General features: G+C 60.6%; 14 protein-coding genes. 12 read left to right on the top strand and 2 right to left on the bottom strand.

Annotated elements, in window-relative coordinates; all coding sequences use genetic code 11:
- Positions 1-67 precede the first annotated feature (67 nt).
- From AC3EMD_RS10455 to AC3EMD_RS10470, 4 genes are all read left to right on the top strand, one after another.
- The gene (locus AC3EMD_RS10455) at positions 68-1,063 is read left to right on the top strand and encodes an NAD-dependent epimerase/dehydratase family protein (protein WP_244345900.1); all 996 of its coding nucleotides are present in this window, start codon (positions 68-70) and stop codon (positions 1,061-1,063) included.
- A gap of 95 nt (positions 1,064-1,158) precedes the next feature.
- Positions 1,159-1,773: a TetR/AcrR family transcriptional regulator gene (locus AC3EMD_RS10460; RefSeq protein WP_004143215.1), complete on the top strand. Its 615-nt coding sequence runs from the start codon at positions 1,159-1,161 to the stop codon at positions 1,771-1,773.
- A 74-nt stretch (positions 1,774-1,847) separates the two neighbouring features.
- Positions 1,848-2,957 carry an efflux RND transporter periplasmic adaptor subunit gene (locus AC3EMD_RS10465; protein ID WP_302074065.1) on the top strand — a complete coding sequence of 370 codons (1,110 nt, stop codon included), beginning with the start codon at positions 1,848-1,850 and terminating at the stop codon, positions 2,955-2,957.
- Entirely contained in the window at positions 2,954-6,055 is a 3,102-nt protein-coding gene (locus AC3EMD_RS10470; protein WP_302074066.1) for an efflux RND transporter permease subunit, read from the top strand. The genes AC3EMD_RS10465 and AC3EMD_RS10470 overlap by 4 nt, the downstream gene beginning before the upstream one ends.
- A 55-nt stretch (positions 6,056-6,110) precedes the next feature.
- Here AC3EMD_RS10470 and lldD read toward each other — a convergent pair whose 3' ends face one another.
- Positions 6,111-7,295, bottom strand: a complete 1,185-nt coding sequence (gene lldD / locus AC3EMD_RS10475) for an FMN-dependent L-lactate dehydrogenase LldD (RefSeq protein ID WP_008804462.1) — start codon at positions 7,293-7,295, stop codon at positions 6,111-6,113.
- Positions 7,296-7,674: 379 nt separating this feature from the next.
- Between lldD and AC3EMD_RS10480 the strand changes: the two genes are divergently transcribed.
- The 8 genes from AC3EMD_RS10480 to ldtE all read left to right on the top strand — a co-directional run bounded on the left by AC3EMD_RS10480 (position 7,675) and on the right by ldtE (position 14,957).
- Entirely contained in the window at positions 7,675-7,872 is a 198-nt protein-coding gene (locus AC3EMD_RS10480; RefSeq protein WP_004203090.1) for a hypothetical protein, read from the top strand.
- A 473-nt stretch (positions 7,873-8,345) separates the two neighbouring features.
- Positions 8,346-8,723, top strand: a complete 378-nt coding sequence (sufA, locus tag AC3EMD_RS10485; protein WP_032735879.1) for a Fe-S cluster assembly scaffold SufA — start codon at positions 8,346-8,348, stop codon at positions 8,721-8,723.
- Positions 8,724-8,725: 2 nt separating this feature from the next.
- The gene (sufB, locus tag AC3EMD_RS10490; protein WP_016161296.1) at positions 8,726-10,213 is read left to right on the top strand and encodes a Fe-S cluster assembly protein SufB; all 1,488 of its coding nucleotides are present in this window, start codon (positions 8,726-8,728) and stop codon (positions 10,211-10,213) included.
- Between the two features lie 16 nt (positions 10,214-10,229).
- Positions 10,230-10,976: a Fe-S cluster assembly ATPase SufC gene (gene sufC / locus AC3EMD_RS10495; RefSeq protein ID WP_004184415.1), complete on the top strand. Its 747-nt coding sequence runs from the start codon at positions 10,230-10,232 to the stop codon at positions 10,974-10,976.
- The gene (sufD, locus tag AC3EMD_RS10500) at positions 10,951-12,225 is read left to right on the top strand and encodes a Fe-S cluster assembly protein SufD (protein ID WP_302074067.1); all 1,275 of its coding nucleotides are present in this window, start codon (positions 10,951-10,953) and stop codon (positions 12,223-12,225) included. Before sufC ends, sufD begins: the two co-directional genes overlap by 26 nt.
- Positions 12,222-13,442 (top strand): cysteine desulfurase SufS, encoded by a 1,221-nt coding sequence (sufS, locus tag AC3EMD_RS10505; RefSeq protein WP_012541394.1) that lies wholly within the window; start codon positions 12,222-12,224, stop codon positions 13,440-13,442. Before sufD ends, sufS begins: the two co-directional genes overlap by 4 nt.
- 11 nt (positions 13,443-13,453) lie before the next feature.
- Entirely contained in the window at positions 13,454-13,870 is a 417-nt protein-coding gene (gene sufE / locus AC3EMD_RS10510; RefSeq protein WP_039103818.1) for a cysteine desulfuration protein SufE, read from the top strand.
- Positions 13,871-13,970: 100 nt separating this feature from the next.
- Positions 13,971-14,957, top strand: a complete 987-nt coding sequence (gene ldtE, locus AC3EMD_RS10515; RefSeq protein ID WP_008804469.1) for a L,D-transpeptidase LdtE — start codon at positions 13,971-13,973, stop codon at positions 14,955-14,957.
- Between the two features lie 61 nt (positions 14,958-15,018).
- Here the strand turns inward: ldtE and AC3EMD_RS10520 are convergent, their stop codons facing one another.
- Entirely contained in the window at positions 15,019-15,255 is a 237-nt protein-coding gene (locus tag AC3EMD_RS10520; protein ID WP_007374746.1) for a major outer membrane lipoprotein, read from the bottom strand.
- Positions 15,256-15,293: the final 38 nt, after the last annotated feature.

The raw sequence follows: 15,293 nt of genomic DNA on the forward strand, positions 1-15,293 counted from the left end.
ATGCAATTTCATTTGATATGAGCGGCAGGTAGGCTGTCAAGCATCCATTAGCGAACGGGGAAAGAGGATGAACAGCAGCGGCAAAGTACTTATTCTGGGAGCAAGCGGGGGGATTGGCGGGGAAGTGGCGCGCCGGCTGGTGGCGGACAACTGGCAGGTTCGGGCGCTGAAGCGCGGCGCTCAGATTCGCGGTCCCGCAGATGGCATGCAGTGGATAGCCGGCGACGCGCTGAATGCCGGGCAGGTTGCGGCGGCGGCTGCCGGTTGCGACGTTATCGTCCATGCGGTCAATCCGCCGGGCTACCGGCACTGGCGGCAACAGGTACTGCCCATGCTGCACAACACCCTGCAGGCCGCCGAACAACAGCGGGCGTTAGTTGTTCTGCCCGGCACGGTCTACAACTATGGACCGGATGCCTTTCCGCTGATTGCTGAAGCGGCCCCTCAGCAACCGGTGACCCGTAAAGGCGCTATTCGGGTGGAGATGGAGCAGGCGCTGGAGGATTACGTGCAGCGCGGTGGCCGGGCGTTGATTGTTCGGGCGGGCGATTTTTTTGGTCCACGCGCCGGAAATAACTGGTTTTCTCAGGGGCTGGTCAAGCCCGGGCAGCTTCCCCGCGTCATTAGCCGCCCGGGGGCGATCGGCGTCGGGCATCAGTGGGCTTATCTGCCCGACGTCGCCGACACCACCGCCGCGCTGTTGGCCCGCAGGCATGAGCTTGAGCCGTTTGCTCGTTTTCATATGCAGGGCCACTGGGACCCGGACGGCAGCGAAATGAGTCAGGCGATCCAGCGGGTGGTCGCCCGCTATGGCGGCCGAGCGGCAGTGAAGTCTTTTCCCTGGTGGCTGGTAAAGCTGGCGGCGCCCTTTAACGCCACCCTGCGGGAAATGGTCGAGATGCACTATCTCTGGCGTCTGCCGGTACGCCTGCGCAACGATAAACTGGTTGATTTTTTAGGTGCGGAGCCGCATACCCCACTCGACAGCGCGGTGCTTCAGACGCTGCAAGGCCTGGGTTGTCTGCCCGCCGGCGCGATAAACACCGAGGTGCGCGAGGCGTGACGCGGCGAGAGGTTCACAGAGCGGGGTGTTATTGTGACCAAATCATAATAACGTCACTCGTTGTCAAACGATAGCGATCGCATTAAGCTAAACGGATGACGAAAAATACCCCCACCCCTGCAAGCCGTGGTCCCCATGACCACAGCGTTCGGGACCAGATTCTTGACGCGGCCATGGCGCACTTTAGTCGCTATGGCTATGAGAAAACGACGGTCACCGATCTCGCCAAAGCGATAGGCTTTTCCAAAGCCTATATCTATAAATTCTTTGACTCCAAGCAGGCGATTGGCGAGGCGATTTGCGCCAGCCGGCTGGAGAAGATCATGGTGGCCGTCAGCGCGGCTATCGCCGATGCGCCGTCCGCCAGCGAGAAACTGCGCCGCCTGTTCCGGGCACTGACCGAGGCCGGCAGTGAACTGTTTTTTGAGGATCGCAAACTGTACGACATCGCCGCCGTCGCAGCGCGCGATAAATGGCCTTCAACGGAACAGTATGCCGGTCATCTGCAGCAGCTGATTGGTCAAATCCTTGTCGAAGGCCGCCAGGCGGGTGAGTTCGAGCGCAAAACCCCGCTGGATGAGGCAACCCTGGCGGTCTATATGGTGATGTGTCCTTTCATCAACCCGGTGCAGTTGCAATACAATCTCGACACCGCGCCCACCGCGGCGGTGCTGCTTGCCTCCCTGATCCTGAGAAGTCTCTCCCCCTGATTAGTGACTATTGACTTTGTTGGTCACTAGTCTGAGAATGCGGTCACTGTCCGGTCTTTTCATTAAGGTGACCCATGCTCAGGCTCAATGCCGTCCATCTTGCCGTCTGCCTCCTGCCGCTGGCCCTCGCGGGCTGCGGCGAACCTGCCGATCATGACGATCCCCGCACCCGGCCGCCGCTGGTCCGGGTGGCGACCGTCGAGCGCGCGGAGGCCAGCTCGCGGGCCTTTACCGGCGTGGTGGTCGCTCGTACCCAAAGCGATCTCGGCTTCCGGGTATCGGGAAAAATCCTTGCCCGGCTGGTGGAGACCGGGCAGAGCGTCAAGCGCGGTCAACTGCTGCTGCGTCTGGAGCCGGCTGATTTAACCTTGCAGGCGCAGTCTCAACAGCGGGCCGTGGATGCCGCGCGGGCGCGAGCCAAAAAGGCGACCAACGATCTGGCCCGCTATCGCGGCCTGGTGGCGAGTGGCGCCGTCTCGGCCGCGGAATTCGACCAGATTAACGCAGCGGCAGAGGCGGCGAGAGCCGACCTGAGCGCGGCCCAGGCGCAGGCCAATGTGGCGCAAAACGCCACCGGCTATGCCGGACTGCTGGCGGACGCTGACGGCGTGGTGGTGGAAACGCTTGCCGAACCGGGGCAGGTGGTCAGCGCCGGACAGGTGGTGATCCGCCTGGCGCGGGCGGGGCAGCGCGAAGCGCGGGTGCAGCTTCCGGAGACGCTGCGCCCGGCGGTCGGCAGCGAGGCGCTGGCGACACGCTATGGCAGCGAATCTCAGCCGGTCACGGCGACCCTGCGACTGCTTTCGGACGCGGCTGACGCCACCACCCGCACCTTTGAAGCGCGCTATGTGCTGAACGGGGCGCTGGCGAATACGCCGCTGGGGTCTACCGTGACCCTGCGTATCGGCAGCGACCAGGCGCCAGGCCAGGTGCTGGAGGTGCCCCTGGCGTCGCTCTACGATCCGGGCAACGGCCCTGGCGTCTGGCGCATTGCCTCGCGTCCGGCCACCGTCTCCTGGCAACCGGTGACCGTGCTCGGCCTGAATGATGAAACGGCGCGGGTGACCGGCCCGCTGAAGCCCGGCGAGCCCATCGTCGCCCTGGGCGCCCATCTTCTGCACCAGGGCGAGGCGGTGCGTCTGGCGGAACGACGCGAGCATAATGCCGCCGGGAGCCAGCCATGAGCGCCGGGCGTTTTAATCTCTCCGCGCTGGCCGTCCGCGAGCGGTCGGTGACCCTGTTTTTGATTATCCTCATCTCCGTCGCCGGGCTGGTGGCGTTCTTCGGACTCGGGCGGGCGGAAGATCCGCCCTTCACGGTCAAGCAAATGACGGTCATTACCGTCTGGCCCGGCGCCACCGCGCAGGAGATGCAGGATCAGGTCGCCGAGCCGCTGGAAAAACGGCTCCAGGAGCTGAAGTGGTACGATCGCACGGAGACCTATACCCGCCCTGGTATGGCGTTGATCACGTTATCGCTGCAGGAGCAGACCCCGCCGTCCGAGGTGCCGGAGCAGTTTTATCAGGCGCGCAAAAAGCTCGGGGATGAGGCGAAAAACCTGCCTGCCGGCGTCTCCGGCCCGATGATGAATGACGAATTCGCCGATGTCACCTTTGCCCTCTTTGCTCTGAAAGCGCGGGGAGAGCTGCCGCGGCAGCTGGTACGTGACGCTGAAGCCCTGCGCCAGCAGCTGCTGCATGTACCCGGGGTGAAAAAAGTGAATATCCTCGGCGAACAGGCGGAGCGCATTTATCTCTCGTTTTCTCATGATCGTCTCGCCACCCTGGGCCTTTCGCCAGAGGCGATTTTTGCCGCGCTGAACAGCCAGAATGTGCTGACCGCCGCCGGGGCCATTGAGACCCGGGGCGGGCAGATCTTTATCCGCCTCGACGGGGCGTTCGACCGCCTGCAGCAGATCCGCGACACGCCGATTATTGCTGGGGGCAGAACGCTGAAACTGGCCGATGTCGCCACGGTTGAGCGAGGGTATGAAGATCCCGCGACCTTCCTGATCCGCAATCAGGGCGAACCGGCGCTGCTGCTGGGGGTGGTGATGCGCGAGGGCTGGAATGGTCTGGCGCTGGGGAAAGCGCTGGACGCCGAAACGGCCAGCATCAATCAGAGCCTGCCGCTCGGCATGTCGTTGACCAAGGTGACCGATCAGTCGGTGAATATCAGCGCCGCGGTCGATGAGTTCATGATCAAATTCTTTGTCGCCCTGCTGGTGGTGATGGCGGTGTGCTTTGTCAGCATGGGGTGGCGCGTGGGCGTGGTGGTCGCGGCGGCGGTGCCTTTAACTCTGGCCGTGGTGTTTGTGGTGATGGAGGCGACCGGCAAAAACTTCGACCGTATCACTCTCGGCTCGCTGATCCTCGCCCTGGGCCTGCTGGTGGATGATGCCATCATTGCCATCGAAATGATGGTGGTCAAAATGGAGGAGGGGTACGACCGCCTCAAAGCCTCCGCCTATGCCTGGAGCCATACCGCGGCTCCCATGCTGGCCGGTACCCTGGTGACGGCCGTGGGCTTTATGCCCAATGGATTTGCGCAGTCTACCGCCGGGGAGTACGCCAGCAACGTGTTCTGGATCGTCGGTATCGCGCTGATTGCCTCCTGGATCGTGGCGGTGATTTTTACCCCCTGGCTGGGGGTGCACCTGTTGCCGGACAGAAAGCCCGCGGCGGCAGGCCACGCCGCGCTGTATGACACCCCACGCTATCAGCGTTTCCGTCGGCTGCTGACCCGCGTTATCGCCCGCAAATGGCGCGTGGCCGCCAGCGTGGTGGTGCTGTTTATGGTGGCGATACTGGGAATGAGCGCGGTGAAAAAGCAGTTTTTCCCCACCTCCGATCGTCCGGAAGTACTGGTTGAAGTACAGATGCCTTACGGGTCGTCGATTATCCAGACCAGCGCCGCGACGGCGAAAATTGAGCACTGGCTGCAGCAGCAGCCGGAGGCGAAGATTGTCACCAGCTATATCGGCCAGGGCGCGCCGCGCTTTTACCTGGCGATGGCCCCGGAGTTGCCCGATCCCTCCTTTGCCAAACTGGTGGTGTTGACCGACGGTCAGGACGCCCGCGAGGCGCTCAAGCGGCGGCTGCGGGAGGCGGTGGCCAATGGCCTGGCGCCGGAAGCGCGGGTGCGCGTCACTCAGCTGGTCTTTGGCCCTTATTCGCCCTATCCGGTTGCCTGGCGGGTGATGGGGCCCGATCCGCACACCTTGCTCGACATCGCCGAACGGGTTAAATCGGTACTGCAGGCCAGTCCGCTGATGCGCACCGTCAATAGCGACTGGGGTTCGCGGGTGCCGGTGATGCATTTCAGCCTCAATCAGGACCGGCTGCAGGCGAGCGGACTCAGCTCCCAGTCCGTCGCCCAGCAGCTGCAGTTCCTGCTGTCAGGGATCCCCATCACCACTGTTCGGGAAGATATTCGCGCCGTGCAGGTCATCGGCCGCGCGGCGGGCGATATCCGTCTGGATCCGGCGAAAATCGCCGACTTCACTCTGGTGGGCAGCGGCGGGCAGCGGGTTCCCTTGTCACAGATTGGCGACGTGTCGATCAGAATGGAGGACCCGCTGCTTCGCCGTCGCGATCGCACGCCGACCATCACCGTCCGCGGAGATGTCGCGGATACCCTGCAGCCGCCGGATGTCTCCACCGCGCTGATGAAATCGCTGCAGCCCATTATCGACTCGCTGCCGCCGGGGTATCGCATCGAGACGGCGGGGTCGATCGAGGAGTCAGGCAAAGCCACGCGGGCGATGGTGCCGTTATTTCCCATCATGATCGCCCTCACGCTGCTGATCATTATCCTGCAGGTGCGTTCGCTGTCGGCGATGGTCATGGTTTTCCTGACCGCGCCGCTGGGGCTGATTGGCGTGGTGCCGACACTGCTGCTGTTCAATCAGCCGTTTGGCATCAATGCTCTTGTGGGCCTGATCGCCCTGTCGGGGATCCTGATGCGCAATACGCTGATCCTGATTGGCCAAATCCACCACAACGAACAGGCAGGGCTCGATCCGTTCCACGCGGTGGTGGAGGCGACGGTGCAGCGCGCCCGCCCGGTTCTGCTGACCGCGCTGGCGGCGATCCTGGCGTTCATTCCGCTCACCCATTCGGTCTTCTGGGGAACGCTCGCCTATACGCTGATTGGCGGGACGCTGGGGGGAACCATCATGACCCTTATTTTCCTGCCGGCCATGTACGCGATCTGGTTCCGCATCCGACCTCAGCCCCCGGCTGACGCAGTGCAACACCCGGCGCTGCACCCGCAGGGGTAATTCCCTCTTGCCGGACCTGGCCGATAAACGCGGTCAGGCCCGGCCCTGGGCAGCGTCAGGCGGGTAAGGATACCGGCACCGCATGAGTGCGATGTTGATCCTGTTCGAGACGGTCAAGGCAATCGAGGCTGATGGCCGATGGCGAGGTCGCGCCGGTGAGGGTCATGGTGACCTTCATATCCTCGGCAAATAAGCGCAGCAGATGCGCCACGCCCGCTTCGCCCGCCGCGGCCAGGGCATAAATATAGGCCCGCCCGAGCAGCACGCCCTTCGCGCCGAGGGCCAGCAGGCGAATGACGTCCACGCCGGAGCGCACTCCGGAATCAGCAAGCACCGTCAGATCGTCGCCGACCGCATCCACCACCCTTGGTAGCGCCCGGGCAGTGGGGATGGCGCCATCGAGCTGTCTGCCGCCATGATTCGACACCACAATGCCATCGGCGCCGAGGCGCACGGCATTGCGCGCATCGTCGGCATCGAGGATCCCTTTGATGATTAATTTCCCTTGCCAGCTGTCGCGGATCCACTCCAGATCGTGCCAGGCGATGGACGGGTCGAAATTGTTGCTGATGAACCCCATATAGTCGTCCATGGTCATTTTGTGTCCGGTGTAGGCTTCGATATTACCAAACGACAGGGGCCTGCCCGCCAGCCCGACGTTCATTGCCCAGCGTGGATGAGTACAGGCCTGGAGATACTGTCGCAGGGTGGCGTGCGGCCCGGACATGCCTGATCGATTATCCCGATACCGCGAGCCGGGGATCGGCATATCGACGGTGAATACCAGGGTTTTCATGCCGGCGGCCCACGCGCGCTCCAGCGCATTACGCATGTAGCCGCGATCTTTCAGCACGTACAGCTGGGACCAGAGTGCGCCGCTGGCCTGGCTCGCCACCTCTTCAATGGAGCAGACCGACACCGTGGACAGGGTGTACGGGATCCCGGCGCGGGAGGCGGCGCGGGCCGCCTGAACTTCGCCGCGGCGGGCGTACATCCCGGTGGCGCCGACGGGCCCCAGCGCCACGGGCATCGCCCATGAGGCATCAAGGATCGTGGTGGCCAGCGTCGGTTCGCCCGCCCCGCACAGCACGCGCTGGCGAAGGGCTACCGAAGCAAGCTCGGTGGCGTTGGCGTTCATGGTATTTTCCGCCACCGCGCCACCGTCAATATAATCGAAAAGGAAGCGGGGCAGACGGCGACGAGCGGCTTCGCGATAATCGCTGGGGGCTGAAACAATCATTATTATGTCCTTATGTCTTTTAACCTAAGTGGATGTTCTGCAGGCAAAAAAACTATAGGCTTCTAAAAACCGGTGGGGAAATGAAATATTAGCATCCCAGCTATTCCCTGCTGGAATAATCTGGTTTTATCGCTGAGGCTGTTATTTCCTTTTTTTACTCTTCGGCGCGCGCGTTATTTTTATTTATTTCCGCGCAACGTGAAGCTGGCAAAATAAAGACCCGGTATGAGGCGACAGCGCTTTGCGCCATCGCCACCAGGGGGAAGGAGAGGTCAGCGCGGCGCCTGCGTTTTCCGGGAGGTGTAAAGAAGATGAATTTGAAATTGAGCTGGTGGTATCTTTTGCTAGCCTTTCTCTGGAGGACAGACGGAGCGACACCATGAAAGATAAAGATGAACAAACGGCATTGATTGGCATGGCCATCGGCGCGGCGGTCATTAGCTTAGTGGCTACACAGAAGCAGATTAATCAGGGGAGTATCGTGGATGAACTGGTGAGACTGGGCAGACAGAAGGGGGACGGGGTGGAAGATGAGGTTTTTGTTCAGGCCGCCCGCCTGGTCAGAAAAGGCACCTAGCCAGTCGCTACCCTGCCTGGCAATCCATTTACCCGTTTCATCACAGTTTTCATTCCCTGGATCGCGGCCTGGCGAGCGGCGATTGTTGCTTTCTGAAAGCGTCACGGACTGGCGCTTTCTTATCCTGACCACCGGACCTGCGCCTTCTCGGCCTTGTTGGCCTTTAGGTGACGCTGTCACTTTTCCTTCTCCAGGCTGTGCGATAAACAGGAACCGGGTCATCTGCTATTGCATAAATCGGTATTTTCGATACATCTTTACCATTGCGTGCGAATATAGAACGATTTCAGAATAACATATTATAAATCAAAAGATTAAGTTGGCCCTGCATACCCTGATAATCCCCGGGCGAGGGTCTATGCTTATAAAAAGCGCTAAATGGGGCAATACCCCTGCTGCAGATGGGTTGAAGTGATAATCATTATCACTAACATGGCGGTATGCCTTGATGGCGCCAACCTGGAGGTCTATCGATGGAAGTACAAGCAGGAACCTTTAATCCCGCCGATTTTAGCTGGCAGGGACTGACCATGACGCCGGCCGCTGCCGCGCATATTCGCGATCTGATGCGCAAGCAACCGGACAAAAAAGGGCTGCGGCTGGGGATAAAAACCAGCGGCTGCGCCGGTTTTGGCTATGTGCTCGAAATGATTGCCGAGCCGGCAGCCGACGATCTGCTCTTTGAATCTGACGGGGCGAAACTGTGGGCGCCGCTGCAGGCGATGCCGTTCATTGACGGTACGGAGCTCGATTACGTCCGGGAAGGTTTAAATGAAATCTTTAAATTTCATAACCCGAAAGCGCAGCACGAGTGCGGTTGTGGCGAAAGTTTTGGGGTGCAGGCGGAGTAACTATGTCGCGTAATACTGAAGCAACTGACGATGTCAAAACCTGGACCGGCGGCCCGCTCAATTATAAAGAGGGCTTTTTCACCCGGCTGCAGACCGATGAGCTGGCCAAAGGGATTAATGAAGAGGTGGTCCGGGCCATTTCCGCCCGTCGCAATGAGCCGCAGTGGATGCTGGAGTTTCGGCTCAATGCTTTCCGGGCATGGCTGGAGATGGAGGAGCCGCACTGGCTGAAGGCGCATTACGATAAGCTGAATTATCAGGACTACAGCTACTATTCCGCGCCCTCCTGCGGCAACTGCGATGAGACCTGCGCCTCAGAGCCGGGTGCGGTGCAGCAGACCGGGGCCAACACCTTCCTGACCAGCGAGGTGGAAGAAGCCTTTAACCAGCTGGGCGTGCCGGTACGCGAAGGGCGCGAGGTGGCGGTGGACGCCATATTCGACTCCGTGTCGGTGGCGACCACCTACCGCGAAAAGCTGGCGGAGCAGGGGATCATCTTCTGTTCTTTCGGCGAGGCGATCCACGACCACCCGGAACTGGTGAAAAAGTATCTGGGCACCGTGGTGCCAGGCAATGACAACTTCTTTGCCGCGCTGAACGCCGCGGTGGCCTCGGATGGCACCTTTATCTATGTGCCGAAGGGCGTCCGCTGCCCGATGGAGCTGTCGACCTATTTCCGCATCAACGCCGAAAAGACCGGGCAGTTTGAACGTACCATTCTGGTGGCCGATGAAGGCAGCTACGTCAGCTATATTGAGGGCTGCTCGGCGCCGGTGCGCGACAGCTATCAGCTGCATGCGGCGGTCGTTGAAGTCATCATTCATAAAGATGCGGAAGTAAAATACTCCACGGTGCAGAACTGGTTCCCCGGCGACAACAACACCGGCGGCATTCTCAACTTCGTCACCAAGCGCGCGCTGTGCGAAGGGGAGAACAGCAAGATGTCATGGACCCAGTCGGAAACCGGCTCGGCCATCACCTGGAAATACCCCAGCTGCATCCTGCGCGGCGATAACTCGATCGGCGAATTCTTCTCGGTAGCGCTGACCAGCGGTCACCAGCAGGCGGACACCGGCACCAAAATGATCCATATCGGCAAGAACACCCGCTCGACCATCATCTCGAAAGGGATCTCCGCCGGACACAGCCAGAACAGCTATCGCGGGCTGGTCAAAATCATGCCGACCGCCACCAATGCCCGCAACTACACCCAGTGCGATTCGATGCTGATCGGCCCGGACTGCGGGGCGCATACCTTCCCGTATGTGGAATGCCGCAACAACAGCGCCCAGCTGGAACATGAAGCGACCACTTCGCGTATTGGCGAAGATCAGCTGTTCTACTGTTTGCAGCGTGGGATCAGCGAAGACGATGCCATCTCGATGATCGTCAACGGTTTCTGTAAAGACGTCTTCTCCGAACTGCCGCTGGAGTTCGCTGTCGAAGCGCAAAAATTGCTGGCCATTAGCCTTGAACATAGCGTCGGCTGATAATTAAGGAAAAAAGATGTTAAGTATTCAAGATTTACACGTCGCCGTCGAAGATAAAGCGATCCTGCGCGGGCTGAACCTTGAGGTGCGCCCGGGGGAGGTCCACGCCATTATGGGGCCAAACGGCTCGGGGAAAAGTACGCTTTCGGCCACCCTGGCCGGGCGTGAGGATTACGAGGTGACCGGCGGCCGCGTCGAATTTAAGGGTAAAGACTTGCTGGAACTTGCCCCGGAAGATCGCGCCGGAGAAGGTATCTTTATGGCCTTCCAGTATCCGGTGGAAATTCCCGGCGTCAGCAACCAGTTCTTCCTGCAGACCGCGCTGAATGCCGTGCGCAACTATCGCGGCCAGGAGCCGCTGGATCGCTTCGACTTCCAGGATCTGATGGAAGAGAAAATCAGGCTGCTGCAGATGCCGGCAGATCTGCTGACCCGCTCGGTGAACGTTGGCTTCTCCGGCGGTGAGAAAAAGCGTAACGATATTCTGCAAATGGCGGTGCTGGAGCCGGAGCTGTGCATTCTTGATGAGTCAGATTCCGGGCTGGATATTGATGCACTGAAGATTGTCTCGGAAGGTGTCAACTCGCTACGCGACGGCAAACGCGCCTTCATCATTGTCACCCACTATCAGCGCATTCTTGACTATATCAAGCCGGACTATGTCCATGTTCTGTATCAGGGGCGGATTGTGAAGTCGGGGGATTTCACCCTCGTCAAACAGCTGGAGGAGCAGGGCTATGGCTGGCTTACCGAACAGCAGTAACGCGCTGCAGCAGTGGCACCACCTGTTTGAAGCGCAGGGCGGCCAGCGTACGGCGGAGGCCACCCAGCATCTGCAGCAGCTGCTGCGCCTGGGGCTGCCGACACGTAAGCACGAGGACTGGAAATACACCCCGCTGGATGCGCTACTGAACTGTCACTTTGTCGCCGACGAGGGGGCATCGCTCAGCGCTGAACAGCGTGATGCGCTGGCGCTGCCGCTGGACGCCTGGCGGCTGGTGTTTATCGATGGCCGCTATCATCCTGAGCTGAGCGACGATCTCGCCGCCAGCGGCGTGGAGGTCAGCGTCGATAACCAACGCCAGCATCTGCCGGATGCTTTGCATCCGGAGGTGTTTCTCCATCTGACCGAAAGCCTGGCGCAGACGGTGACCCGCCTTCGCGTACCGCGCAACCGCCGCCTGGATAAGCCGCTGCTGCTGATGCATATCACCCGCGGTCTGGCCGGCGATGCGCTGAATACCGCCCATTATCGCCATCACCTGGCGCTGGAAAGCGGGGCGGAGGCGACCGTGGTCGAACATTACCTCAGCTTTAATGAGCAGCCGCACTTCACCGGCGGGCGACTGACCATGACGGTGGCCGATAACGCGCACCTCCAGCATATCAAGCTGGCGTTTGAGAACGCGCTCAGCTACCACTTCGCCCATAACGACCTGCTGCTGGGCCGCGACGCCTCGGCCTTCAGCAGCAGTTTCCTGCTCGGCGGCCAGGTGCTGCGTCATCACACCAGCACCCGCCTGGGCGGTGAAAACAGCAACCTGCGCCTCAATTCGCTGGCGATGCCGGTGAAAAATGAGGTCTGCGACAGCCGCACCTGGCTCGACCATCAGGTCGGCTACTGCAACAGCCGCCAGCTGCACAAAACCATCGTCAGCGATAAGGGTCGGGCAGTGTTTAACGGGCTGATCAACGTCGCGCCGCACGCGCTGAAAACCGACGGCCAGATGACCAACAACAATCTGCTGCTTGGGCGGCTGGCGGAGGTCGATACCAAACCGCAACTGGAGATTTACGCCGATGACGTGAAATGCAGCCACGGGGCGACCGTCGGGCGCATTGATGAAGAACAGCTGTTCTATCTGCGCTCGCGCGGTATCGAACAGCAGGCGGCGCAGCAGATGATCCTCTACGCCTTCGCCGCCGAGCTCACCGAGGCTATCCGCAGCGATGCGCTCAGAGAGCAGGTGCTGGCGCGGATTGGACAGCGTTTGCCGGGAGGCACTGTATGACATTTTCAGTAGAACGGGTTCGCGCCGATTTTCCGGTACTGAACCGGGAGGTCAACGGTCAGCCGCTGGCCTATCTCGACAGCGCCGCCAGTGCCCAGAAGCCGGAGGCGGTGATCGGCGCCGAAGCGGAATTCTATCGCCACGGCTACGCGGCGGTGCACCGCGGCATCCATACCCTCAGCGCGGAAGCCACCGCGCGGATGGAAGCCGTGCGTCAGCAGGCGGCCAACTTCCTTAACGCCGGGTCGGCGGAGGAAGTGGTGTTCGTCCGCGGCACCACCGAGGGTATCAACCTGGTGGCCAACAGCTGGGGAAACGCCAACGTCGGCGCCGGGGATAACATCATCATCAGCGAAATGGAGCACCACGCCAACATTGTGCCGTGGCAGATGCTGTGCGCCCGCGTCGGGGCTGAGCTGCGGGTGATCCCCCTGAACCCGGACGGCACCCTGCAACTGGATGTTGTCCCGGGACTGTTTGACCCGCGCACCCGCCTGCTGGCGATAACCGAGGTCTCCAACGTGCTGGGGACGGAAAACCCGCTGGCGGCGCTGATTGCCCTTGCGCATCAGCATGGCGCGAAAGTGCTGGTGGATGGCGCTCAGGCGGTGATGCACCACCCGGTAGATGTGCAGGCGCTGGGGTGCGATTTCTACGTCTTCTCCGGACACAAGCTGTATGGCCCGACCGGGATCGGCGTGCTCTATGGCCGTTCCGAGCTACTGCAGGCGATGGCGCCATGGGAAGGCGGCGGGTCGATGATCGCCACCGTCAGCCTGACGGAAGGCACCACCTGGAACCGGGCGCCGTGGCGCTTTGAGGCCGGTACGCCGAATACCGGGGGGATCATTGGCCTCGGCGCGGCGCTGACCTACGTCAGCCAACTGGGGCTGACGCAGATCGCGGAGTACGAGCAGACCCTGATGCGCTATGCGCTGGAGGCTCTGCGCGCCGTGCCGGATCTGATCCTCTACGGGCCGGCGCAGCGCAAGGGGGTGATCGCCTTTAACCTCGGCCAGCATCACGCCTATGACGTCGGCAGCTTCCTCGACAACTACGGTATCGCGGTGCGAACCGGGCACCACTGCGCCATGCCGCTGATGGCCCGGTATCAGGTACCGGCTATGTGTCGGGCCTCGCTGGCGATGTACAATACCACGGAAGAGGTGGACCGCCTGGTGGCCGGCCTGCAGCGGATCCACAAATTATTAGGGTAAAGGACGTGACGATGGCGGCACTACCAGACAAAGACAAACTGTTGCGCAATTTTAGCCGTTGCGCCAACTGGGAAGAGAAGTATCTCTATATCATTGAGCTGGGCCAGCGGCTGGCGCCGCTAAGCCCGGAAGAACATAGCGTGCAGAACATTATTCAGGGCTGCCAAAGCCAGGTGTGGATTGTGATGGCGCAGGACCCCTCCGGCGTTATCACCCTGCGCGGTGACAGCGATGCGGCGATCGTCAAAGGGCTGATTGCGGTGGTGTTTATCCTTTATGATCGGATGACCGCCCAGGACATCACTGAGTTCGATGTGCGCCCGTGGTTTGAAAAAATGGCGCTCACCCAACACCTGACGCCTTCCCGCTCGCAAGGGCTTGAAGCCATGATCCGTGCGATCCGCGCGAAAGCCGCAAATATTAGCTAGAATAAACAGGTAGATTTCATTCTGTTACGTCCGGTAGGGGTTCTGCTCCTGCCGCCGTTCAGTCTCCTGGCGTTTTATCAGCGAAAGAAGGAATCTCAGTATGAAACGCAAAACGATGATCACCTTAGCCCTTCTCAGCGCGCTTGGCGTCTCCTCGGCCGCCTGGGCCGTCGACTACCCGCTTCCTCCCGCCAACAGCCGGCTGATTGGCCAGAACCAGTACTGGACCGTACAGGAGGGAGACCGCAACCTGCAGGCGATCGCCCGCCATTTCGATACCGCGGCGATGCTGATCCTCGAAGCCAACGATACCATCGCGCCGGTGCAGCCGAAGCCAGGTACTCAGGTCCTGATCCCCTCCCAGATGCTGCTCCCCGACGTACCGCGAGAGGGGATTGTCGTCAACCTTGCGGAACTGCGGCTGTATTACTTCCCGCCGGGAGAGAATCAGGTGCAGGTCTATCCGCTGGGTATCGGCCAGTTAGGGCTGGAAACGCCTGAGATGACCACCCGCATCGGGCAGAAGATCCCCAACCCGACCTGGACGCCCACCGCGGGCATTCGGGCGCGTTCGCTGGAGAAAGGGGTGACGTTACCAGCGGTGGTCCCGGCCGGGCCGTACAATCCGCTGGGGCGCTACGCGCTGCGTCTGGCCTATGGCAACGGCGAATATCTGATTCATGGCACCAACGCGCCGGACAGCGTCGGTTTACGCGTCAGCTCAGGCTGTATGCGAATGAACGCCGATGACATCAAAGCGCTGTTCAACCAGGTGAAAACCGGGACGCCGGTACGGATTATCAATCAGCCGGTGAAGTTTGCCGTCGAACCGGATGGTAAACGCTATGTCGAGGTCCACAGGCCGCTTTCGCAGACGGAAGGGGAAAACACCCGGACCATCGCCTACACGCTGCCTGCGGCGTTTCACGCCTTCGCAGAGGATAAAGCGGTCGATGATGCACAGCTGAAAAAAGCGATGTCGAGAAGGGCGGGATATCCGGTGGTGGTGTCCACGGGGACGGGGAGTGCGCCAGCTACGCTGTCGGCGCAGAACACGCCGTCAGACAACAGCCTGCTTACCCAGTAGCCCTCATGCTGAGGGCAAAAAAAATGGCGCACAGAGTGCGCCATTTTTATTACCAGAACTCTTACTTACGGTAAGAGTGAGCCTGGTTGTCCAGACGCTGGTTAGCGCGAGCTGCGTCGTCTTTAGCAGCCTGAACGTCGGAACGGATTGCGTTCACGTCGTTGCTCAGCTGGTCAACTTTAGCGTTCAGAGTCTGAACGTCAGAAGACAGCTGATCGATTTTAGCATTGCTGGAGCAACCAGCCAGCAGAGTAGAACCCAGGATTACCGCGCCCAGTACCAGTTTAGTACGATTCATTATTAATACCCTCTAGATTGAGTTAATCTCCATGTAGC

This window comes from Klebsiella sp. PK18 (assembly GCF_057784655.1).

Coding starts and splice junctions, on each gene's coding strand:
- sufA (WP_032735879.1), top strand. CDS start 8,346: ATGGAAGTACAAGCAGGAACCTTTAATCCCGCCGATTTTAGCTGGCAG.
- sufB (WP_016161296.1), top strand. CDS start 8,726: ATGTCGCGTAATACTGAAGCAACTGACGATGTCAAAACCTGGACCGGC.
- sufC (WP_004184415.1), top strand. CDS start 10,230: ATGTTAAGTATTCAAGATTTACACGTCGCCGTCGAAGATAAAGCGATC.
- AC3EMD_RS10455 (WP_244345900.1), top strand. CDS start 68: ATGAACAGCAGCGGCAAAGTACTTATTCTGGGAGCAAGCGGGGGGATT.
- AC3EMD_RS10520 (WP_007374746.1), bottom strand. CDS start 15,255: ATGAATCGTACTAAACTGGTACTGGGCGCGGTAATCCTGGGTTCTACT.
- AC3EMD_RS10460 (WP_004143215.1), top strand. CDS start 1,159: ATGACGAAAAATACCCCCACCCCTGCAAGCCGTGGTCCCCATGACCAC.
- AC3EMD_RS10470 (WP_302074066.1), top strand. CDS start 2,954: ATGAGCGCCGGGCGTTTTAATCTCTCCGCGCTGGCCGTCCGCGAGCGG.
- AC3EMD_RS10480 (WP_004203090.1), top strand. CDS start 7,675: ATGAAAGATAAAGATGAACAAACGGCATTGATTGGCATGGCCATCGGC.
- AC3EMD_RS10465 (WP_302074065.1), top strand. CDS start 1,848: ATGCTCAGGCTCAATGCCGTCCATCTTGCCGTCTGCCTCCTGCCGCTG.
- sufE (WP_039103818.1), top strand. CDS start 13,454: ATGGCGGCACTACCAGACAAAGACAAACTGTTGCGCAATTTTAGCCGT.
- lldD (WP_008804462.1), bottom strand. CDS start 7,295: ATGATTGTTTCAGCCCCCAGCGATTATCGCGAAGCCGCTCGTCGCCGT.
- sufS (WP_012541394.1), top strand. CDS start 12,222: ATGACATTTTCAGTAGAACGGGTTCGCGCCGATTTTCCGGTACTGAAC.
- sufD (WP_302074067.1), top strand. CDS start 10,951: ATGGCTGGCTTACCGAACAGCAGTAACGCGCTGCAGCAGTGGCACCAC.
- ldtE (WP_008804469.1), top strand. CDS start 13,971: ATGAAACGCAAAACGATGATCACCTTAGCCCTTCTCAGCGCGCTTGGC.